At 69.0% G+C, this 21,833-nt stretch carries 19 protein-coding genes; 12 read left to right on the top strand and 7 right to left on the bottom strand.

What is annotated here, in order from left to right:
* Window positions 1-73 precede the first annotated feature (73 nt).
* The 3 genes from AC1DSA_RS20225 to AC1DSA_RS20215 all read left to right on the top strand — a co-directional run bounded on the left by AC1DSA_RS20225 (window position 74) and on the right by AC1DSA_RS20215 (window position 1,902).
* Window positions 74-517, top strand: a complete 444-nt coding sequence (locus AC1DSA_RS20225) for a hypothetical protein (RefSeq protein ID WP_477892516.1) — start codon at window positions 74-76, stop codon at window positions 515-517.
* Between the two features lie 84 nt (window positions 518-601).
* Window positions 602-1,420, top strand: coding sequence for a hypothetical protein (locus tag AC1DSA_RS20220; RefSeq protein WP_477892514.1), 819 nt, complete (start codon window positions 602-604; stop codon window positions 1,418-1,420).
* A gap of 116 nt (window positions 1,421-1,536) precedes the next feature.
* Complete coding sequence (locus AC1DSA_RS20215; protein ID WP_477892512.1) at window positions 1,537-1,902, top strand: SPW repeat domain-containing protein; 366 nt, start codon at window positions 1,537-1,539, stop codon at window positions 1,900-1,902.
* Here AC1DSA_RS20215 and murB read toward each other — a convergent pair.
* Window positions 1,899-2,939, bottom strand: coding sequence for a UDP-N-acetylmuramate dehydrogenase (murB, locus tag AC1DSA_RS20210; RefSeq protein WP_477892510.1), 1,041 nt, complete (start codon window positions 2,937-2,939; stop codon window positions 1,899-1,901). The two genes, AC1DSA_RS20215 and murB, sit on opposite strands and share 4 nt — an antisense overlap.
* A 52-nt stretch (window positions 2,940-2,991) precedes the next feature.
* Here murB and AC1DSA_RS20205 point away from each other — a divergent pair, with 52 nt between their 5' ends.
* The 3 genes from AC1DSA_RS20205 to AC1DSA_RS20195 all read left to right on the top strand — a co-directional run bounded on the left by AC1DSA_RS20205 (window position 2,992) and on the right by AC1DSA_RS20195 (window position 5,736).
* The gene (locus AC1DSA_RS20205; RefSeq protein WP_477892508.1) at window positions 2,992-3,477 is read left to right on the top strand and encodes a YajQ family cyclic di-GMP-binding protein; all 486 of its coding nucleotides are present in this window, start codon (window positions 2,992-2,994) and stop codon (window positions 3,475-3,477) included.
* Window position 3,478: 1 nt separating this feature from the next.
* Complete coding sequence (locus tag AC1DSA_RS20200; protein ID WP_477892506.1) at window positions 3,479-4,117, top strand: retropepsin-like aspartic protease family protein; 639 nt, start codon at window positions 3,479-3,481, stop codon at window positions 4,115-4,117.
* 95 nt (window positions 4,118-4,212) lie between these two features.
* Window positions 4,213-5,736 (top strand): MFS transporter, encoded by a 1,524-nt coding sequence (locus AC1DSA_RS20195; RefSeq protein ID WP_477892504.1) that lies wholly within the window; start codon window positions 4,213-4,215, stop codon window positions 5,734-5,736.
* 3 nt (window positions 5,737-5,739) lie between these two features.
* On the opposite strand, the gene plsY is transcribed toward AC1DSA_RS20195, so the two are convergent.
* Window positions 5,740-6,372, bottom strand: a complete 633-nt coding sequence (gene plsY, locus AC1DSA_RS20190; protein WP_477892502.1) for a glycerol-3-phosphate 1-O-acyltransferase PlsY — start codon at window positions 6,370-6,372, stop codon at window positions 5,740-5,742.
* A gap of 69 nt (window positions 6,373-6,441) precedes the next feature.
* Window positions 6,442-8,103, bottom strand: a complete 1,662-nt coding sequence (locus AC1DSA_RS20185) for an L-lactate permease (protein WP_477892500.1) — start codon at window positions 8,101-8,103, stop codon at window positions 6,442-6,444.
* 209 nt (window positions 8,104-8,312) lie between these two features.
* Here AC1DSA_RS20185 and AC1DSA_RS20180 point away from each other — a divergent pair, with 209 nt between their 5' ends.
* Both AC1DSA_RS20180 and AC1DSA_RS20175 read left to right on the top strand, forming a co-directional pair.
* Window positions 8,313-9,230, top strand: a complete 918-nt coding sequence (locus AC1DSA_RS20180; protein ID WP_477892498.1) for a DUF6502 family protein — start codon at window positions 8,313-8,315, stop codon at window positions 9,228-9,230.
* Between the two features lie 2 nt (window positions 9,231-9,232).
* The gene (locus AC1DSA_RS20175; protein WP_477892496.1) at window positions 9,233-10,456 is read left to right on the top strand and encodes a DUF5666 domain-containing protein; all 1,224 of its coding nucleotides are present in this window, start codon (window positions 9,233-9,235) and stop codon (window positions 10,454-10,456) included.
* Window positions 10,457-10,471: 15 nt separating this feature from the next.
* Here the strand turns inward: AC1DSA_RS20175 and AC1DSA_RS20170 are convergent, their stop codons facing one another.
* Window positions 10,472-10,966 (bottom strand): aminoacyl-tRNA deacylase, encoded by a 495-nt coding sequence (locus AC1DSA_RS20170; RefSeq protein WP_477892494.1) that lies wholly within the window; start codon window positions 10,964-10,966, stop codon window positions 10,472-10,474.
* A 6-nt stretch (window positions 10,967-10,972) separates the two neighbouring features.
* The gene (locus AC1DSA_RS20165; RefSeq protein WP_477892492.1) at window positions 10,973-12,031 is read right to left on the bottom strand and encodes an aldo/keto reductase; all 1,059 of its coding nucleotides are present in this window, start codon (window positions 12,029-12,031) and stop codon (window positions 10,973-10,975) included.
* Between the two features lie 49 nt (window positions 12,032-12,080).
* Here AC1DSA_RS20165 and AC1DSA_RS20160 point away from each other — a divergent pair, with 49 nt between their 5' ends.
* Complete coding sequence (locus tag AC1DSA_RS20160) at window positions 12,081-12,815, top strand: DNA-formamidopyrimidine glycosylase family protein (protein WP_477892490.1); 735 nt, start codon at window positions 12,081-12,083, stop codon at window positions 12,813-12,815.
* Between the two features lie 30 nt (window positions 12,816-12,845).
* Here the strand turns inward: AC1DSA_RS20160 and AC1DSA_RS20155 are convergent, their stop codons facing one another.
* Window positions 12,846-14,357, bottom strand: a complete 1,512-nt coding sequence (locus AC1DSA_RS20155; protein WP_477892488.1) for a lysozyme inhibitor LprI family protein — start codon at window positions 14,355-14,357, stop codon at window positions 12,846-12,848.
* 70 nt (window positions 14,358-14,427) lie between these two features.
* Window positions 14,428-16,185 (bottom strand): acetate--CoA ligase, encoded by a 1,758-nt coding sequence (locus AC1DSA_RS20150; protein ID WP_477892486.1) that lies wholly within the window; start codon window positions 16,183-16,185, stop codon window positions 14,428-14,430.
* A 25-nt stretch (window positions 16,186-16,210) separates the two neighbouring features.
* On the opposite strand from AC1DSA_RS20150, the gene AC1DSA_RS20145 reads away from it, so the two are divergent.
* The 3 genes from AC1DSA_RS20145 (at window position 16,211) to AC1DSA_RS20135 (ending at window position 21,800) form a co-directional block, all read left to right on the top strand.
* Entirely contained in the window at window positions 16,211-17,116 is a 906-nt protein-coding gene (locus AC1DSA_RS20145) for an alpha/beta fold hydrolase (RefSeq protein ID WP_477892484.1), read from the top strand.
* 197 nt (window positions 17,117-17,313) lie between these two features.
* A complete protein-coding gene (locus AC1DSA_RS20140; protein ID WP_477892482.1) occupies window positions 17,314-18,198 on the top strand; it encodes a hypothetical protein in 885 nt (294 codons plus the stop codon).
* 116 nt (window positions 18,199-18,314) lie between these two features.
* Window positions 18,315-21,800: a response regulator gene (locus AC1DSA_RS20135; protein WP_477892480.1), complete on the top strand. Its 3,486-nt coding sequence runs from the start codon at window positions 18,315-18,317 to the stop codon at window positions 21,798-21,800.
* The last annotated feature ends 33 nt before the right edge of the window (window positions 21,801-21,833 follow it).

The raw sequence follows: 21,833 nt of genomic DNA, 5'->3' as shown, positions 1-21,833 counted from the left end.
GGGTCCGGCCACCCGCGCCGATCCGGTGCCGGATAGACTTGGTCAGGCCTGGAGCCTCCATCGCAGGAACCGCATGAAGATCCACCTTGCAAGAACGCTCGCCGCGTTGCCGACGGCTCTGGTCCTCGCATGCCATGCCTTGCCGGCCTTCGCCGAGTCTCCGGCTGCCGGCTCCGGCGGTGCGCCCGGGACGGCGGCGCGCGCGGAACATGCGGTCACCCGCGGTGCGCATGCGGCTGCAGGCGGCGTCGAGCACGGCGCCAAGGCCGCAGCCGGTGGTGTGGAGCATGGCGCCAAGGCCGCGGCGCACGGCGTCGAGCACGGAGCGAAGGCGGCAGCCAGTGGCATCGAGCGCGGGGCCAAGGCCACCGCGAGAGGCGTTGACCGCGGCGTGCAGGCGACCGCCAAGGGCATCCAGCGCGGAGCGCAGGCCACGACCCGTGCCCTGAACCAGGCTTCCAGCAAGATGGGCGGTTCCTCGGCATCGTCCGCACCGACCGCACCGACGGCGAACTAGTCGCGCACTCCTTAGGATTTCCCCGCCCTTCGCCGGGCGACGGCGGCCTTATCCTCGCCTCCGCTTCCAACCCGCGGAGACACGATGCCCCACCTGCTCCAGCGCCTCGCGCGCCTGCTGTCCACCCTGCTGCTCGTCGCATGCGCCACCGCCTGCGCGCAGGCTCCCTTGCGACCCAAGCTGGCCGACGTGGGCATCACCGATCCGGCCTCCGCGATCTGGATCGGCAACAGCTTCTTCTACTACAACAACAGCATGCACGGTCACGTGGGCCAGTTCATCGCGGCCGGCATGCCGGGCTTCCGCCACCGCGGCACGTCGGTGACGATCAGCGGCTCGGGTTTCGACTGGCACGACGTCGATTCCTACTTCCGCCCCAATGCGGTCGGCGCCTATTCCTTCGACGCCGGCAACAACGTGGTGTTCAACAAGCTGGACCGGCTGTTCGACGTGGCCATCATGATGGACTGCAGCCAGTGCCCCCTGCATCCCCAGCTGGCGCCGGTGTTCGTCAAGTACGCGAAGAGCAATGCCGACACGGTCCGCAAGCACGGGGCTCGCCCGGTGTACTTCATGTCGTGGGCCTACCAGGACAAGCCGGAGATGACCGCGCAGCTGGCGGACGCGTACACGCGCGAGGCGAACAACAACGATGCCTTCGTGATCCCCGCCGGGCTGGCGTTCGCCCGCTCGGTAGCGCAGCGCCCGGACATCAACCTGTACGTGGCCGACAAGCGCCATCCCAGCCTGGCCGGCACCTACCTGGCCGCGGCCACCAGCTACGCGGCGCTCTTCAAGCGTTCACCCGTGGGTTCGTCGTACACCGCCGGGCTGGACCCCGCCGTCGCGCGCCACCTGCAGACCGTGGCGTGGGACACCGTGCAGGGCTATTTCGGCCGCTAGGCCCAAGCCGGAATCACGCTCGCCGGCGGGTCCCGGGAACGCGAGGTGACAGTCCCCTGCCGCAGGTCTAACATGCGCCGTACGGGGCCGCCCCGTCGCGGCCCGAGGAGTCCGTCATGAAGCGCGTCAAGCACTGGCAGGATCCCGTCAACGCACTGATGGGCGGATGGCTGCTGCTGTCGCCCTGGGTGCTCGGCTTCCAGGGGGTGGTGGTCGCCACCGTCAGCACCATGGCCGTGGGGGCCCTGCTGATCGCATCGAGCGCAGGCGCCATGCAGGTGCCGCAGGCCTGGGAGGAATGGCTCGACGTCTTCCTGGGCGTCGTCCTCATGCTGCTGCCGGCGCTGCTCGGCTTCGATTCCGTCTGGCCCGCCCTGCTCAACGGCATCGTGACCGGCGGCGCCGTCACAGCCCTCGCCCTGTGGGTGCTGCTCACCGACGACGAGTTCGCCGCCTCCTGGGAGCAGCAGGAGAGTTCCTAGACGACCACCGGCTCCGGCTCGAGCCGGATGCCGAAGCGCTCGTACACGCTGGTCTGGATGGCCCGCGCGAGGGTGACGACCTCCCCGCCGGTGGCGCCGCCCCGGTTGACCAGCACCAGCGCCTGCTTCTCGTAGACGCCCGCCTGCCCCACGGACTTGCCCTTCCAGCCGCAGGCATCGATCAGCCAGCCCGCCGCCAGCTTCACCGAGCCATCGGGCATTGGGTAATGAACGATCCCGGGGTCGCGCGCGATGATGTCCTGGCACTGCTCCGGGGTCACGGTGGGGTTCTTGAAGAAGCTGCCCGCATTGCCGATCACCCGGGGGTCCGGCAGCTTGGCGCTGCGGATCGCGCACACCCAGTCGAAGATCTGGCGCGCGCTCGGGTCGGTGATGCCGGTCTCCGTCACCTTGCGGTGCAGGTCCAGGTAGCCCAGGACCGGCTTCCACGGCTTGGGCAGGCGCATGCGCACGCGCAGGATGAGCGCCCGTCCGGCGAGCCCGAAATCGCTGTCACGCGCCGGTGAATGCTTGAACACCGAGTCGCGGTAGCCGAAGGCGCACTGGGTCGCGTCCAGCGTGAACTCGCGGCCGGTCATCAGGTCGACGGCGTCCAGGGACTCGAAGCGATCCTGCAGCTCGATTCCGTAAGCGCCGATGTTCTGCACGGGCGAAGCGCCCACGGTCCCGGGGATCAGCGCCAGGTTCTCCAGCCCGCCCAGGCCCTGTTCGACGGTCCAGGCCACCGCTTCGTGCCAGTTCTCGCCGGCGCCGAACTCGACGATCGTGGCCCGGGGGCCGTCCTCCAGGATCCGTCGGCCCGGGACTTCCACCCGCAGCACCACCGCCTTCACGTCGCCGGTCAGCACGATGTTGCTGCCGCCGCCCAGGACGAACTTGGGCTCGTCCTGCAATTCCGGATGAGCCAGCACCGCGTGGACGTCAGCAGCGCCCCTCACCCGGACCAGCTTGCGGGCGCGCGCGACGATCCCGAAGGTGTTGTACGGCTGCAGCGGGGCGTTGGACTCCACGATCATGGGAGAATTGTGGACCAAGCAGCCGCGTTACAGGTGCAGGAGGAAACCCAATATGCCGTCATTCGATACCGTGTGCGAGCCGAACATGGTGGAAGTGAAGAACGCCGTGGAAAACACCGCCAAGGAGATCGGCACCCGCTTCGACTTCAAGGGCACGGCGGCCGCCATCGACCTCAAGGACAAGGAAATCACGCTCGCCGGGGATGCCGACTTCCAGCTGCAGCAGGTGCTGGACATCCTGGTGAACAAGATGGCCAAGCGCAACGTCGATGTGCGCTTCCTCGACAAGGGCGAGGTGCAGAAGGCCGGCGGCGACAAGGTCAAGCAGGTGATCAAGGTGCGCAGCGGCATCGAGTCCGAAGCGTCCAAGAAGCTCCAGCGGCTGATCAAGGACAGCAAGCTGAAGGTCCAGGCGGCCATCCAGGGCGACGTCGTTCGTGTCTCGGGCACGAAGAAAGACGACCTGCAGGCAACGATGGCCCTTGTGCGCAAGGAAATGGCCGAGCTACCCTTGTCGTTCACCAACTTCCGGGACTGACATGAGGCGCCTGATCGCGGTCTCCCTGGCACTGGCGGCGGGGACCGCCTTCGCGCAATCCGTGGCCCTGCAGGGCATGCTCGGCAGCAAGGCGCTGCTGATCGTCGACGGCGCGCCGCCCAGGAGCGTCGCCCCCGGCGAGACGCACAAGGGCGTCAAGGTGCTTTCCACGCTGGGGGACCAGGCCGTGGTGGAAATCGAAGGGCGGCGCCACACCCTGCGCGTGGGCGACGCGCCGGCCAGCGTCGGCGGCGCAATGACCGCTGCGCGCGGCAGCAAGATCGTGCTGACCGCCGGCACGGGCGGCCACTTCCTCACGACGGGCGCGATCAACGGCCGGCCGACCCAGTTCATGGTCGACACCGGGGCGACCTCGGTGTCCATGAGCGTGCAGGAGGCCGAGCGGCTGGGCATCGACTACCGCAAGGGCCAGCTGGGACGCAGCAGCACCGCCAACGGCACCGTCACCACCTACATGGTCAAGCTGGCGTCGGTGCGCATCGGCGACGTGGAGATCTACGACGTGGACGGCAACGTGGTCCCGGCCGGCATGCCCTACATCCTCCTGGGCAACAGCTTCCTGACCCGATTCCAGATGACGCGCCAGAACGACCAGCTGGTCCTCGAACGCAGGTACTAGGCCCAGGCTTGCCGGACTCCGAGTTCCCTCCCCCGCCGCGCGAACCGCTTCCGCCAGACAGCGCGCTGGGGCCGCTGAAGGCCCCGGTGTTCCGCATGCTGTGGTTCACGTGGATGGCCGCGAACACCACCATGTGGATGAACGACGTCGCCTCCGCATGGCTGATGACTTCGATCGGGCCTTCGCCGCTGTGGGTCGCGCTGGTGCAAAGCGCCTCCACCCTGCCGGTCTTCCTGCTGGGACTTCCCAGCGGCGCGCTCGCGGACACGGTGGACCGCCGGCGCTACTTCATGACCACGCAGTTCTGGGTCGCGGGCGTGGCCACCATCCTGTGCGTGGTCATCCTGATGGACAAGCTGACGGCGCCGCTGCTGCTGGCACTGACCTTCGCCAACGGGGTGGGCCTCGCGATGCGCTGGCCGGTGTTCGCCGCCATCATCCCGGAGGTGGTCCCGCGCCCGCAACTGGCGCAGGCGCTCGCCCTGAACGGCATCGCCATGAACGCCTCGCGCATCATCGGCCCGCTGGTGGCCGGCGCCCTGATCGCCAGCTTCGGCAGCGCCTACGTGTTCGTGCTCAACGCCGCGCTGTCCATCATCGCCGGCCTGACCATCATGCGCTGGCGGCGCGTCCACCAGGAAAGCCCGCTGGGACGCGAGCCGCTCGCCAGTGCGATGCGCGTCGGCCTGCAGTACGTGCGCCAGTCCAGCCGCATGCGCGCGGTGCTGCTGCGCATCGCGCTGTTCTTCCTGCATTCGACCGCGCTGCTGGCGCTGCTGCCGCTGGTGGCGCGCGGCTTTCCCGGCGGCGCGGCCGGGACCTTCACGGTGCTGCTGGCTTCGATGGGCGCCGGTGCCATCGTTGCTGCCTTGCTGATGCCGCAGATCCGCGACTGGCTGCCGCTGCAGCCGCGGGTGCTGGTGGGCACGGCGGTGCAGTCGGTGGCCGCGGTGGTGGTCGCCTTTTCGCCCAGCATCTACCTGGCGGCCCCGGCGATGGTGTTTGCCGGCGCCGCCTGGATCACGGTCGCGAACTCGCTCACCGTCGCCGCCCAGATGGCGCTGCCCGACTGGGTGCGCGCGCGCGGCATGTCGATCTACCAGATGGCGCTCATGGGCTCGACCGCCGCGGGTGCGGCGCTGTGGGGCCAGGTCGCCACCTGGACCTCGATCCCCCATGCCCTGGCGATCTCCGCCTTCACGAGCGTGGTGCTGATGATTCTCGCGCAGCGCACCGTGATCGATCGCGGCACCGAGGAGGACCTGACGCCCTCGCGCGTGCTCAAGGTGCCGGAGATGCAGGAGCCGCCGCGCGCAGGCCGGGTCCAGGTCCGGGTCGAGTACCGCATCGATCCCGCCCGCGCCGCCGAATTCCTGGCGCTGATGGACGAGAGCCGGCGCAGCCGCCTGCGCCAGGGTGCGCTGGACTGGCAGCTGCTGCACGACCTGTACGAGCCGGCGCACTACGTCGAGCAGATCATCGATGCGTCGTGGACCGAGCACCTGCGGCGCTTCGACCGCATCAGCGGCGCCGACGTGGCGCTGCGCGACCGGCGCCTGGCGTTCCACGTCGGCGAGGAGCCGCCGCGGGTGACGCGCTACCTGATCGAGCAGGAGTAGGCGTCAGCCCGCCTTCCTGGCGCCGAGCCGCGATTCCTTGCCCTGCATCAGCCGCTGGATGTTGGCGCGATGGCGCCATGCGAGCAGCAGCGCCATCGCGAACAGCGCCACCGCGACCGGCCGTTCCGCGTACCACTGCAGGCGATCGCCCAGCAGGTAATACACCGGGGCGAACACCGCCGAGACCAGCGAAGCGAGCGAGGAATAGCGGAAGAAGAAGGCGATGATCAGCCAGGTCAGGGCCGTGGCCAGCCCGAGCACCCAGTGGATGCCGAACACGACGCCGATGAAGGTGGCGACGCCCTTGCCGCCCTCGAAGCGGAAGAACACCGGATAGAGGTGGCCCAGGAAGGCGGCCAGGCCCACCATGGCCATCGTGCCTTCCTCCAGCCCGTACGGATGGCCGAAGCGCTGGACCAGCAGCACGGGCACGAAGCCCTTCAGGCCATCGAGCAGCAGGGTGACGACCGCGGCCGGCTTGCTCCCCGAGCGCAGCACGTTGGTGGCGCCCGGGTTCTTGCTGCCGAAGGTGCGCGGATCCGACAACCCCATCACCCTGCTCACGATCACCGCGAAGGCGAGCGAGCCGAGCAGGTAGGCGGCCACGACGGCCACCAAGGGGTAGATCGCTTGCATGCCGGGCTTCTCCTTCGTGTGGCCCGCTATTCTGCCAGCGGGCCACACGCGGCCAGCCGTGCCAGCGTGCTAGCGCACGACCATGCCGGTGAACGGCGGCACGTAGGCCTGCAGCGTCACCAGGATGCCCACCAGGGCGGCCAGCGCGATGGAGTGGAAGAACACGTAGCGCAGGATCTCGCCTTCCTTGTTCAACCAGCCGGTGGCGGTGGAGGCCACGACGATCGACTGCGCGTCGATCATCTTGCCCATCACGCCGCCGGAACTGTTGGCCGCGCCCATCAGGTTCACCGGCAGGTTCAGCTGGTCCGCGGCAACCTTCTGCATGCCGCCGAACAGCACGTTGGAGGCGGTGTCGGAACCGGTCAGCGCCACGCCCAGCCATCCCATCAGGGTGCCGAAGAAGGGATAGAACACGCCGCTCGCGGCGAACGCCAGGCCCAGCGTGGTGTCGAGCCCGGAATAGCGCGTGACGGTACCCAGCGCCAGCATCAGCGCGATGGTGGCGAGCGAATAGCGCACCTTCCAGAAGGTGGCGCCGTAGATGCGGACGATCTCCACCGGGTTGTAGCGCGCGAGCAGGCCGCCGACGACCGCCGCCAGCAGGATGCCGGTGCCGGTCGCGGACAGCAGGGTGAACGCGTAGACCGCGCCCTCCTTCGTGACCTTGGGCACGACCGGGGGCACGCGCTCGATCATGTTGTGCAGGCCCTCGATCGGATAGTTGGGCGCGAAGATTCCGTTCAGCCAGGCCTTCATGGGCGGCAGGCCCCAGAGGAAGACGAACACGGCCAGCAGCACCCAGGGCAGCCACGCGCGCAGCACGTCGCCGGTGGGGTGCACGGTGCGCGGTGTCACGGCGCCGGCGGCGCCGGCATCTGCCTCGTGGCCGCGCGGCACCACCGAGGTCCAGATCTCGCGCGGCTTCCACACGCGCAGGAAAGCCACCAGCGCGAGCATCGACACGGCGGCCGAAATCACGTCGACCAGTTCCGGGCCGATGTAGTTGGACACCAGGAACTGCGGGATCGCGAACGACACGCCGGTGACCAGGATGGCCGGCCAGATCTGCAGCATGCCGCGGCGGCCGGCGAAGGCCCAGATCAGCCAGAACGGAACCAGCAGCGAGAAGAACGGCAGCTGCCGGCCGACCATCGCGGAGATCGCGTTGACGTCGTAGCCATGCACTTTCGCCAGCGTGAGGATGGGCGTGCCGAGCGCACCGTACGCCACCGGGGCCGTGTTCGCGATCAGGGACAGGCCGGAGGCCGCCAGTGGCGAGAAGCCGAGCCCGATCAGCATGGCGGCGGTCACGGCGACCGGCGTGCCGAAGCCGGCAGCGCCTTCGAAGAACGCGCCGAAGGAGAACGCGATCAGCAGCAATTGAAGGCGCCGGTCCTCGGTCACGCCGGCGATCGAGTCCTGCAGCACCTTGAACGACCCGTTTCGCTCGGTGAGCTGGTGCAGGAAGATGATGTTGAGCACGATCCATCCGATCGGCAGCAACCCGGTCAGCGCGCCCAGCCAGGCCGCCTGGCCCGCCATCGCGGCGGGCATGCCGAAGGCCGCCACGGCAATCACCAGCGCGGCGACCAGCCCCGCCAACGCGGCGACGTGCGCCTTCAAGTGGAGAAAACCGAGTCCGACCAGCATCACGACCACGGGGATCGCGGCCAGGAACGTGGAAAGCACCATGCTGCCCATCGGGTCGTAAACCTGCTGCCAAGCCATGTCGTCTCCTGTTGTGTTGTCTTGATCTTGGAAGCGGGTGTAGCACTGCGAAGCTGACCCCTGCCTGTCCGCCGTGCGATCAGCAGCGGAGGAGCGCCGATGTCGTCGTTAGCATGCAACCTTCCCGCAATATGTAACTGTGCAAGTTGCACATTTCCTCTTGACTGTGCAGTTTGCCCATTTCAAACTGCACGCACTGAGAACCTTCCATGGACTTCCGCGTCTCTCCAGACCCCGCCGAACTCGAGGCCGCACTGGCGGGTGGCTCCCATTCGCCGCTCGAACAGCGCGCGCTGCTGCGCGCCTTCCGCGCAGTGCTGCGGCCGATCGCGCGGCTTGCGGTGGGCCGCGGGCTGCCCTTCGGAGAGCTGGAGGAAGCGTTGAAGCAATGCTTCGTCGAAGCTGCGCGAGCCGCCCACCCCGGTGTGGTGCCCAATCGCGCTGTCAGCCGCGTCAGCGCCACGACGGGCCTGAACCGGCGCGAAGTGACCCGCCTGATGCAACGCGGCGCGGGTGAAGCCGCCGCCGCCCGCCCCTCGCCCGCCACGCAGGTCTTCACCCGGTGGCTCTCCGACCCCGCGTTGCGTGATGCGGATGGCAACCCGATGGCGCTGCCTCCGCAGGGCGCTTCGCCCAGCTTCGAGAGCCTGGCGAACTCGGTCACCCGCGACGTGCATCCCCGCACGCTGCTGGAGGAACTCACCCGCCTCGGCCTCGCCCGCGTGGACGAAGCGGACGGCCGGGTGCACCTGCTGCACAGCGCCTTCGTCCCGCGCGCGGACCTGGACCGGATGCTCGCCTTCCTCGGCGCCAACGTGGGCGACCATCTCGCCGCCGCGGTGGACAACGTGCTGTCCGACGGCAGCCGCCATTTCGAGCAGGCCCTTTTCGCCGACGAACTGTCGGATGCCTCGCTGGCCGAAGTCCGCGAACTGGTCAGCACGGAATGGCAGCGCCTGCTGAACACGCTCGCGCCGGCGCTGCAGGCCTTGATCGATGCCGACAAGTCCGCCGGCCGCCCCGCCGAACAGCGGCTGCGCATCGGCCTGTTTGCCTACACCGACGCCATGACGCCTGCGCCCGATGCGGCGCCTGCAACGCCCGTCTCACCCCCCAAGGAGAACTAGCCATGTCCGACCTGCCCACTTCCCCTGCATCGCCGCGCATGCCGCGCCGGCGTGCGCTCGTCACCCTGCTCGGCGCGGCCGGCCTGGTCGTCCTGCCCGCTTGCGGCGGCGGTGGCGGGGGTGGGGGTGGGGGTGGCTCCATCGCGGGGGTCGACACCGGCGGCACCGGCTCGTTCTCCACCGGCCGCATCAGCGGCTTCGGCTCGGTGATCGTCAACGGCGTGCGCTTCGAGGACAACGCGGCCCGCATCGCCGATGACGACGACGAGGCCAAGGTGCTCACCACGCAGGACCTGAAGCTGGGCATGGTGGTGCGGGTGCAAGGCGGCGCGATCACGGCCGGCAGCGGCGACGTGCTTCCCAACACGACGGCCTCCAGCATCACCATCGAAAGCCAGATCAAGGGACCGGTGCTCTCGAAGACGGCGCCCGACACGCTGGTCGTGTTCGGCCAGACGGTGCGGGTCACCGCCGCCACGGTATTCGCGGGCACGACTTTCTCCGCGATCGCACCGGCCGACGTGCTGGAGGTGCATGGCTTCGCCGACTCCGCGGGCGTGGTGACGGCTTCGCGCATCGAACGCGAGGTCGGGGTGACGGAGTTCAAGGTGCGCGGATTCATCGCCGGCCTCAACACGACGGCGAAGACCTTCCAGATCGGGGCGGCGACCTTCAATTACGCGTCGGCCACCCGCCTGCCCACCACGGCGCTCGCGAACGGCCTGTTCGTGCGCGTGCGCACCCAGACCGTGGCGAACAGCAGCGGCCAATGGGTGGTCAACCGGATCGACCTGCGCCAGGCTGTCGAAGACCGCAGCGAGGCCGAGGTGGAAGGCATCCTGGTCCAGAACGGCACGGTGCTGTCGGTCAACGGCATCACCATCAACACGTCGGCACTGCCCAGCGGCACGGTGATGCCCGTCGGCCAACGCGTCGAGATCGAGGGTTCGCTCAGCAACGGCGTGCTCGTCGCGCGCAAGATCGAGGTCGAGAACGAAGCCGAGGAAGCCAAGGTCGACGTGCGCGGCACCGCCTCGCTGGTCAACAAGACGGCGCAGACCTTCGTCGTGCGCGGCGTGAGCTTCCACTACAGCGGCAGCACGCAGCAGAAGGACGGCACGGTCGCTGCCGACCTGGTCGAAGGCGCGAACATCCGCGTGAAGGGCACGCTGCCCATCGGCGGCACCGGCAGCGTGGAAGCCAACGAGATCGACTTCAAGCCCTGAGGGCGGGCGAACGCCCTACTCGTCTTCCAGCGCGCAGCGGACCGGCTGCGCGCCGAGAAGGCGAACGCAAACTTCCGGGGCGATGCCGACCAGGTAGCCGCGCCGCCCGCCATTGAGAACGATGGCGGGCAGCGCCAGGATGCTGTCCTCGATGTACACCGGCATCTGCTTGCGCGTCCCGAAGGGCGACGTGCCTCCCACCAGGTAGCCGCTGTGGCGGTTGGCCACTTCCGGCTTGCAGGGCTGCACGGACTTGGCGCCGATCTGGCGCGCGAGGTTCTTGGTGGACACGGTGCGGTTGCCGTGCATCAGCACGAGCAGCGGCCGTGCCTTCTCGTCCTCCATCACCAGCGTCTTCACCACGGTGAACGGATCGAGTCCGAGCACCTGCGCGCTGTGCTGCGCGCCGCCGTGCTCGACGTACTCGTAAGGATGTTCCGTGAAGGGGACGCCGTGCGCCTTCAGGAAGGCCGTGGCCGGCGTCTCGCTGACGTGCGCCTTCTTCGCCATGCCGGGTCAGGCCGCCGGGTCCCTCATCTCCCAGCGCACCTGGTCGATCGCGGCCAGGAGCTCGGGCGACAGCTTGGTGTCCCAGGCGTCCACGTCCTCTTCCAGCTGCGCGAGCGACGTGACGCCGATGATGGTGCTGGCCACGCGCCAGTTCCCATAGCACCAGGCAAGCGCCATGCGGGTGGGCGTCAGGCCGTGTTCGCGCGCCAGCGCGTTGTAGCGCCGGGCGGCAGCCAATGCGGCGGGGCGCGCCCAGCGCTGGCCGCGCATGCGCTCGAACTTCGAAAGCCGTCCCTGCCGCACTTCGGGGGCGTCCAGCCCGCCCTGGTCGTACTTGCCCGTGAGCGCGCCAAACGCGAGCGGCGAGTACGCGAGCAGGGAGACCCCCAGGCGGTGCATGGTTTCGTCGAGGCCGTTGTCCAGGCCACGGCTGGACAGGGCATACGGGTTCTGCACGGTCGCGATGCGCGGCAGGTCGAACTGTTCCGCCACCCGCACGAATTCGTGGACGCCGTACGGCGTCTCGTTCGACAGGCCGATGAAGCGCACCTTGCCGGCACGCACCAGCTTCTGCAGGGCTTCCAGCTGTTCGTAGATGGAAGTCCGGGACTGCTCCTTCTTCGGGTCGTAGTAGATCTCGCCGAAGCTGGGCACGTGCCGCTCCGGCCAGTGGATCTGGTACAGGTCGATGACGTCGACCTTCAGCCGGCGCAGCGAGCCCTCGCAGGAGTCGACGATGTCCGCCGCCGCCAGGCCGCTGTTCGCGCGCACCCAGGGCATCCCGCGGGACGGGCCCGCCACCTTGGTGGCGAGCACGATCATCTGCCGCAGGCCCGGACGCGCGGCCAGCCAGTGGCCCAGGATGGTCTCCGTGGCGCCGAAGGTCTCCGCGCGCGGAGGCACCGAATACATCTCCGCGGTGTCGATGAAGTTGATGCCGCGCTCCAGCGCGCGATCGAGGATGGCGTGCGCGTCGTGCTCGTTCACCTGCTCGCCGAAGGTCATGGTGCCCAGGCAGATGGGGGTCACGCGCAGGTCGCTCTGGCCGAGCTGGATGGTTTGCATGGCGTTACAGAGGTCTCGCTGGGAAGGGTCGGTCGAGCATATTAGCGGCATGCCCGAAGGCCCTTCGATCGTCATCCTGAAAGAGCAGGTCACTCCCTTCCTCGGCAAGACGATCGAGCGGGTCTCGGGCAACACCACGATCGAGAAGGAGCGGCTGCTGCACCAGCGCATCGAAGCCTTCCGCAGCTGGGGCAAGCATTTCCTGGTGGAGTTGCCGGACTTCAGCCTGCGCGTGCACTTCATGCTGTTCGGCAGCTACCGCATCAACGAGAACAAGAGCTGGGCAGTGCCTCGGCTGTCGCTCGGATTCGACCAGGGCGAGATCAACTTCTACGCGTGCTCGGTGCGGTTCATCGAAGAGCCGATCGACCTGGTGTACGACTGGTGGGCCGACGTCATGTCGGAGCACTGGGACGACAAGCTGGCGCTGCAGCGCCTGCGCGCGCAGCCGGAGATGCTGGTGTGCGATGCGCTGTTGAACCAGGACCTGTTTGCCGGCGTCGGCAACATCATCAAGAACGAAGTGCTGTTCCGCATCCGCGTCCACCCTCTGTCCAAGGTGGGCGCCCTGCCCGCGGCCAAGCTGCGCGAGCTGGTCCGCGAGGCGCGCCAGTACAGCTTCGACTTCTACGAGTGGAAGAAGCAGTTCGTGCTGAAGAAGCACTGGCTCGCGCACACCAAGCGGACCTGCCCGCGCTGCCACATCCCGTTCCAGAAGGCGCACCTGGGGCGCACCCACCGGCGCAGCTTCTACTGCGAGAACTGCCAGCGGCTCTATCTCTAGAAGGTCCGCGCAGTGTTGCCGAGCAGGCGCTCAGGGCTGGCCGGCGGAGCCTTCCGCCGTGGGCACGCCGCTGCCCGCGCCCATCCCCATGGAGGGCGGCGGCGGCGCCACCATTTCCGGCCCGGAAGACGGCATCCGCATGGGCCGCGGCGGCCGCATGGGCGGCGGCACGTACTGGGCTTCGTCCTCGGCTTCCATGGTGGCAGGACGCTGCGGCGCCCGGCGCACCTGCACCCGGGGCTTCTGTTCGTCCGCAATGGGCGGCCTGGCGTCCGCCGCATCCGTTCTCGTTGCCACGGCGGGCGGCTGCGGCGCAGATGCGGAGGCAGCGGCACTCAGTTCCGCCCGGCGCTGCGCGTACCAGCGCAGCAGGCAGTCGCGGTCGCGGCAGGTGGCTTCGCGCCGCTGCCATTCGGCGTCGCTGTTGCGCTGGAAGGCGCGGCGATCGGCGGCCGCCTGCTTGGCGCGCTGGTGAAGAGCGCCAAGCTCGCGGTCCATGCGCGCCAGTTCCTCGTCGCCGCAGATCAGTTTTTCGCTCGCGGAGCGCGCCTGTGCGCAGTTGAACGAGGGCGAAGTGCGACGCGGTTGCGCGGGAGGCTCGCCCAAGGGCGCGGCCGCGACCACCTGCTCGCGCGCCGCAGCTGGCGGGGGCCGGACCGGCACGGGTGCAGCGGCCACGCTGGTGGCCTTGCCGGCCTGGGGAGCAGGTGCGGGCCCTGGCGCAGCGGCCACCGGCGGCATGGGGGCCGGCGCGGCCGTCCTGGCCGCGGGCAGTGCAGGGGCGCGCACGGGTGCCTGCGCCATCTGCGGTGCCGGAGCGGAAGCGGCTGCCGTCACGGGTTCCGGGGCGGCCGAGCCTGCGGAGGCCTTGGCAGCCGGATCGGGCACCGGCGCAGCGGACGACGGCGGCGCCTTGGCCACGACCGTCGGTGGCTTGCCGCCGGTGACCTGCTGCACCGTCGCCAGGCCTGCCAGCGCAAACTTGGTCTTCTCGTGTCCTTCGCCGTAGCGCGCGCGATAGGCCTCGAGGCTCGCGCTGTAGAGGCGCTCGGCGCGCTGGAACAGGTCCTGGGACTTCGGGGCGCCGAAGGCCGCGACGTTGGCGTAATGGCGGCCGAGCTGGTACATCGCATCCGCCAGCGGGATGCCGTCGCTGTCCGGCAGCGCCGCGGCATTGCGGCACGCATTCAGGAAATCGATTTCCGCATCGCGCTGGTGGCCGGAGGCCGAGGCCTCCTTGCCGTCGAGGATCAGCGAGCCGACCTCGGCGGCCGTCGCCGACGCGGGGTTGGCCTGCAGGATCGCGCGGCCGTCTCCATTGCCGGCGCTGGGCAGCATGGGCACCATCTCGCAGTTGCCGGCCACCGCCTTGATGAAAGCAGTGGTGGCCGGCGCCGAGCCCATGGAACGCGTCGCGGGTGCCGCGGACCCGGCATAAGGGCCGTCGCCGCCGCGCAAACTCATCATGCCGATGGCTCCGGCGGCCACGCCGGCCACCAGGACACCGCCGATCAGGGAAGCTTTGCGCCAATGGATCGCCATGGGCGACAAGTTAACGACCCGGCAGCCCAGCGCAGGCGGGACAGCGGGAACAGGCGCGGACAGACCCTTCCTACGCCGAGAGCCGCAAGCGCGCCCGCTCCTCTTCCTGCAGCCGCAGCACGCGCCGCTGCACCTTGCCCGTGGTGGTCATGGGCAGCGCCTCGATGAATTCGATCTCCTTCGGGTACTCGTAGGGAGCGAGCTTGCCCTTCACATGCAGCTGCAGGTCGGCGATCAGCTCGGCGTCGAAGTCGTGCTGCCCGCGGCTGGTGACCGCCCGCGCCTCCAGCACGTTGGGAGCGAGTACGACATAAGCCTTCACCAGCGCGCCACGCTCGGAATCCGGCTTCGGCACCACCGCCGCATTGACCACCGCCGGATGCTTGACCAGGCAGTTCTCGATTTCGCTCGGGCCGATGCGGTAGCCCGCCGCCTTGAAGACGTCGTCGGCACGGCCCTGGTACCAGAGATAACCGTCCGCGTCGCGGGTCGCGAGGTCGCCGGTGCGGCACCAGTCGCCGGTGAACTTGCGCTGCGTCGCGTCCGCGTTCTTCCAGTAACCGAGGAAGAAGATCGGGTCCGGGTCGCCGTGCACGTCATGGCGGTTCACGGCGACGTCGCCCGGCACGCCCGGAGGCACCTCCTGGCCGGCCTCGTCGATCACCGCGACGCGGTGGCCGGGATACGGTCGTCCCATGCTGCCGGCGCGTGCCGGCCAGCCTGCGCCGGCTTCGGTGTCGCCGTTCATGGCGCAGTTGCCCACCACGTAGTTGATCTCGGTCTGGCCGAACATCTCGTTGACGACCACGCCCAGCTGGTCGCGGCAATAGGCGAAGACGGCGTCCCCCACGGCTTCACCCGCGCTCATCAGCGCCTGCAGCCGCAGCTCGAACTTGCCGCGCGGCTCGGGATAGGCCTTCATCATCGCCTTGAGCGCCGTCGGGAACAGGAAGCTGTGCGTGACCCCATGCTCCTGCATCAGCGAGAAGGCCAGGTCGGGTCCGAAGCGGCCGTTGAAGGCCACGATGGGCCGGCCGAAGTACAGCGAGGGCAGCAGCGCATCCATGAGGCCGCCGGTCCAGGCCCAGTCCGCGGGCGACCAGAACACGGCTTGCGTGCCGCTAGCGGGATCGCGGGGATCGAAGCCGAACCAGTTCTGGCTGCACACGAAGCCCGGCAGGTTGCCGATCAGCGCACGGTGCGGCAGCAGCGCGCCCTTGGGCGGACCGGTCGTGCCGCTGGTGTAGATCAGGATCGCGCCGTCGTCGGCATGCGTGGCCGCCGGAGTGAAGTGCGGATCAAGCGCGTTGCGCTGCGCCTCCCAGGAGAGGTCGGCCTGCGCCTCCGCGCCGCCGACACCCACCACCGTGCGCAGCAACGGGCATTGCGCGCGCACCTGCGCCACGTTGGCGATCGAACTCTCGTCGCACAGGGCCACCACGGCCTCGCTGTCTTGCAACCGGTACTCCAGCGCCTCCGGCCCGAACAGCATGGACAGCGGCATCGCGACCGCGCCCAGCTGGAACACCGCCATGTAGGCGATCGCCGTTTCGAAGCGCTGCGGCATCACGATGGCGACGCGGTCGCCGCGCTGCACGCCCAGCGCCAGCAGCAGGTTGCTCATCGCATTGGCCTCGCGCTGCAACTGCGCATACGACAGCGTGGACGGCTCCGTCGCGTGCGCGCGGATCGCCACGCGCTGCTCCGCATCCGCACCCTGCGCCCACCGCGCGCAGCACACCTGCGCGATGTTGAACTGCGGCGGCACCTGCCAGCGGAAAGCCGCATGCATCGCCGCCCAGTTGTCCCTGCCTTGACTGCGGTCCATCGTCCGCCCTCCTATGATCGGACGAATGTACCAACCCCGGCGTCCCTCCCGCAGCGAGTTTGTCCCGATCCGCAATCTGCGCTATCACGTGCGGCTGTGGGGCGAGCCGCGGACAGGCGAGCCCCCGCTGGTGATGGTGCACGGGTGGATGGACGTCGCGGCGTCCTACCAGTTCGTGGTGGACGCCATGGCCCGCGACCGCTACGTGATCGCGCCGGACTGGCGCGGCTACGGCCTGACCGAGCTGCCCGGCACCGACAACTACTGGTTCCCCGACTACCTCGCGGACCTGGACTTCCTGCTCGATCACTACGCGCCCGGCACGCCCGTGGACCTGGTGGGCCACAGCATGGGCGGCAACATCGCGATGCTCTATGCGGGCGCGCGGCCGGAACGCATCCGCGCGCTGGTCAACCTGGAAGGCTTCGGCATGCCGGCCAGCAAACCCGAGCAGGCACCGGGCCGCTACGCCAAATGGATCGACCAGCTGAAGGCCTACCACCGCGACGAGCTGAACCTCAAGAGCTACGACAGCGTCGAGAGCGTCGCGGGTCGGCTGATGAAGACCAACAAGCGCCTGACGAAGGACAAGGCCGAGTGGCTGGCGCAGTACTGGGCCCGGCCGGACGCCGAGGGCCGCTGGCGCATCCTGGGCGATGCGGCCCACAAGATCATCAACGCCAGCCTGTTCCGCGTGGACGAGGTGCTGGCGGTCTATCGGGCGATCCGCGCGCCCGTGCTCGCGGTGGAAGCCAGCGACGACAGCCTGGCCCACTGGTGGCAAGGCCGCTTCACGCTGGCCGAATACCACGAACGTTTGAAGGCGGTGTCCGACCTGCGGATGGGCAGGATCGATGACGCGGGGCACATGCTGCACCACGACCAGCCGCAACAACTGGCACACCTCATCGAGGACTTTCTCCCGCGCTAGTGGCGAAGGCTGCAGTCTTCCGGCATCACGGCCGGGTTGGACCGTGAAATTTTCTTGTCACAGCCTGCTGTGCAAAGCTACGAACGTAACAAGTCTTGCCGTAGGAGCCGTCCTACCTGATAGTCATCCTTGTTCGACAAGGGGACCCTCCAATGTTGTGGAAGTCAGGTGTAACCGCCCTGATGGCGGCGGCGGCGATGAGTCCGGCCCTCGCTCAATCGGATGAGTTCGAGCAGGGCATGGGCACGATGTGGGAAGTGCTGTGGCACCAGAGCGGCACGCCGACCCGGCTGGTCCGCTGGGAGCAGGACATCCGCGTTCGCGTCTTCGGCGTCAACCTCTCCGCCCACAAGCAGCACACCCTGAAGGCCATGGCCGACGTCGCCGCCGAATCCGGCGTGCGCCTGGTGGACGTCAGCGACCGTCCCGACGCGGCCCAGGTCGCCAACGTCAGCATCGAAATCACGCCCGACAACATGCTGGAAGAAAACCAGCCCTGCGTGACCTTCCTGAACTTCCAGACCGAGACCCGCATCGACTCGGCCGCCATGCAGATGCGCAGCCGCGATGCCTGGCGCTGCGCCTACCACGAGGCGATGCACGTGATGGGCGTGCGCGGTCATCCCGCCGGCAAGACGGTGCTCAGCTACTTCCCGACCAAGGTCGACGGCCTGCTGCCGCTGGACCGCGCGATGCTGCATGCCTGGTATTCGCCGCGCATGCGCGGCGGCATGACCCCCTTCGAGGCACTGCCGGTGCTGGCCGACGAGCTGGTGGCCACCCTGCCCGACAAGGACAAGGCGCTCGCCGCGCGCGACCGCTTCTTCCGCAGCACGATCGACCAGATGCAGGCCTTCGCCGACGGCAAGGGCGATGTGCCGATGATCGTGAAGCGCTCGGGCAAATCCACCGACGAGGGCATCCGCTTCGGCCGCATGGAGATGAGCTACTTCCTGGGCGTCGCCTACCTCGAGGGCGCGACCGTGCCGCAGGATCCGTCACAGGCCGTGCGCTGGCTGCAACGCGCTGCCACCCTGGGCAGCCGCACGGCGCAGGCACGGCTGGGCGCCACCGCGCGCTGACAGCGCTACTGTCGCGCTGAAGCGGGGCCGAGGCCCCGCGTTTGCCTGGGCCCTCAGCCCACGACGGCCGCGTTTCCGGGCACACTGGCCGGTTGCCCCGTAGAGGCACCGGACCCATGCCCCTGACCCACTCCGTCGACCCTTCCGCGTCGTTCCGCCGCATTCTCACGCGCAACCTCACGCTCCCGCTGGTGCTGGGCGTGGTGAGCGCCGTGGCCTTCCTGTCCCTGCTGGCCTACCTGGCCGCCGCGATCACCAGCGTGCAGCGCAGCGACGAGCTGCTGTCGCAGGCGTCCGCCGTGCAGAAGCTCGACCTGGAGATGGAGTCCGGGGTGCGCGGGTTCCTGCTCAACGGGGACGAACGCTACCTCAAGCAGGTCGACGATGCGAAGGGCCGCATGCCCGCGATGGCGGCCCTGCTGAGGCAGCAACTGGCAGGGAACGGCGCGCAGCTGCAGCGGCTGGACCGCATCGAGGAGCTGCAGGCGAAGTGGCGCGGATTCGCAGACAGCCGCATTGCCAGCAAGCGCAAGGACCCGTCCGGACAGGTGGAAGCCTCGACCGGCCGCGAGCTGAAGGACGAGGTGCGCGAGGAGTTCGACGAGTTCTTCCGGGTCGAGCGACGCGACCGCGCCGACCGGATCGAGCGCACCAACCGCAACGCGCTGTTCACTGCCCTCGCCTTCGTGCTGTTCATGCTGGGAACGGGCGGGCTGATCGCCTGGCGCGGCCGCAGGGACCTGATGGGCCTGTCCGCCAGCTACGAAACCGCCTTGCTGGAACAGCAGCGGCAGGCGGAAGCGCTGCAGGGCCTGGCCTGGCTGCGCGAAGGGCAATCCCTTCTGTCCGAGCGCCTGGGCCGGGAACAGGACGTCGCCGCTGTCGGCCATGGCGCGCTGGAATTCCTGTCGAAGTACCTGGGCATCGCCGTCGGCGCGCTCTACCTGCCGGAAGCGCCGGGATTCGTGCGCGCGGCGACCTGGGGCTGGTCGCCGCGCGCGCAGGGAACCGGGGAACGCCTGGCCGCGGACCGCACGCTGCTCGCCGAGAGCGCGGTGCAGCGCCGCCAGATCGCGCTGGACCCCGTGCCGCCCGGCTACCTGCAGGTGAGTTCCGGGCTGGGCGAAGCGACGGCCCAGTCCGTGCTGGTCGCCCCGGTCGAACACGAAGGACGCTTGGCCGGCTTGCTGGAGATCGGCCTGCTGCGGCCGCTGCAGCCGCGCGACGGGGAACTGCTCGCGTACTGCAGCAGCATCCTCGGGGCCTCGCTGGAAGCCGCGCGCTACCGCAAGCGGCTGCAGGACGTGCTGGAGGAGACGCAGCAGCTCAACGAGGAGCTGCAGGTGCAGCAGGAGGAACTGCGCACCGCCAACGAGGAGCTGGAAGAGCAGTCGCGCGCGCTGAAGGAATCGCAGGCGCACCTGGAAAGCCAGCAGGCGGAACTGGAGCAGTCCAACGTCCAGCTGTCCGAACAGACCGATCGCCTGGAGCAGCAACGCGACCAGCTGCGCGAGGCGCAGGTGCAGCTGGAAGAGCGGGCGGGCGAGCTGACGCGGGCCAGCCGCTACAAGTCCGAATTCCTCGCCAACATGTCGCACGAGCTGCGCACGCCGCTCAACAGCTCCCTGATCCTCGCGCGCCTGCTCGCGGACAACGCGCAGGGCAACCTGAGCGAGGAACAGGTGAAGTTCGCCGAGTCCATCCACACGGCGGGCAACGATCTGCTCAACCTGATCAACGACATCCTCGACATCGCCAAGGTCGAGGCCGGCAAGCTGGAGATGCGGCCCGAGGTGGCCGCCGTCGCCTCGGTGGCCCATGGGCTGCGCTCCATGTTCGAGCCGCTGGCCGAGCGCAAGGGACTGCACTTCGAGGTGGAGCTCGACGACGGCGTGCCGGCCAGCGTGTACACCGACCGGCACCGGCTGGAACAGATCCTGCGCAACCTGCTGTCCAACGCGGTGAAGTTCACCGAGCACGGCAGCGTGACGCTGCACGCGGCCCCCTGCGACGGCGGCCGCATCCGCTTCGACGTGCGCGACAGCGGCATCGGCATCGATCCGGCCCAGCAGGACCTGATCTTCGAGGCCTTCCGCCAGGCCGACGGCACGGTCAGCCGCCGCTTCGGCGGCACCGGGCTCGGCTTGTCGATCTCGCGCGACCTCGCGCGCCTGCTGGGCGGCGACATCACGGTGGACAGCGCGCCCGGCCAGGGCAGCACGTTTACCCTCGTGCTGCCGCTGGAATACCACGCCGACCTCGCGCAACGGCCGGTGGCGATGGTGCCACCGACGGACACGCCGCCCGTGCAGGCAGCGCCGGCCGCGGCACCGGTGTCTTCGCCCGCGCCCGCACCCGCGCCGACGGCAGCGCCCTCTTTCCCCGACGACCGCGAGCTGCCCGCCAACGGGCGCCGCACGGTACTGGTGGTGGAGGACGACGCGAGCTTCGCCAGCATCCTGTTCGACCTGGCGCACGAGATGGGCTACCGCTGCCTGGTGGCGCACGACGCGCGCGAAGGCTGCGAACTTGCGCTGCAGCACGTGCCGGACGCCGTGCTGCTGGACATCCTGCTGCCGGACGACACCGGCCTGGCCGTGCTGCAGCGCCTCAAGGAGGACCCGCGCACGCGCCACATCCCCGTGCACGCGCTGTCGGCCGAGGACCGCTCGGAACCGGCGCTGCAGATGGGCGCCATCGGCTATGCGCGCAAGCCGGCCTCGCGCGAGGAACTGCAGGCCGTGTTCCGCCGGCTGGAAGGCAAATTGAGCCAGAAGCTCAAGCGGGTGCTGCTGGTGGAGGACGACCGCCGCCAGCGCGAAAGCGTCACGGCGCTGATCGGCGACGGGGACGTGGAGATCGTCGCCGTCGAGCGCGGCAGCGAGGCGCTGCAGGCGCTGGCCGACTCCGTGTTCGACGTGATGATCATCGACCTCAAGCTGCCCGACATGACGGGCCAGGAACTGCTGCACCGCATGGCCGCGGGCGAGAGCCGGTCCTTCCCGCCGGTGATCGTCTACACCGGCCGCAACCTCACGCGCGACGAGGAGGCGGAGCTGCTGCGCTATTCGCGCTCGATCATCATCAAGGGCGCCCGTTCGCCGGAGCGGTTGCTCGACGAGGTGACACTGTTCCTGCACAAGGTGGAGACGCAGCTGTCCAGCGAGCGCCAGAAGATGCTGCGCACGGCGCGCAGCCGCGACAAGGCCTTCGAGGCGCGCCGCATCCTGGTGGTGGACGACGACATGCGCAACATCTTCGCGCTGACCAGCGCCCTGGAGCAGAAGGGCGCCGAGGTGGAAGTGGCGCGCAACGGGGTCGAGGCCCTGCAGAAGCTGGAACAAAACCCCGACGGCATCGATCTCGTGTTGATGGACATCATGATGCCGGAGATGGACGGGCTGACCGCCACGCGCGAGATCCGCAAGAACCCGCGCTGGCAGAAGCTGCCCGTCATCGCCGTGACCGCCAAGGCGATGAAGGAAGACCAGGAGAAGTGCCTGGCCGCGGGCGCCAACGACTACCTGGCCAAGCCCATCGAGCTGGAGCGCCTGTTCTCCCTCATGCGCGTCTGGATGCCCAAGCTGGAGCGCATGCTGTGAGCGCCGCCCGGCCGCCCGAGCCCGGGGGAGGCC

This window comes from Ramlibacter sp. P4_H7, assembly GCF_056400765.1.
Note: the sequence above shows the minus strand (reverse complement) of the source record. Positions and strands in the feature narration are given on the sequence as shown.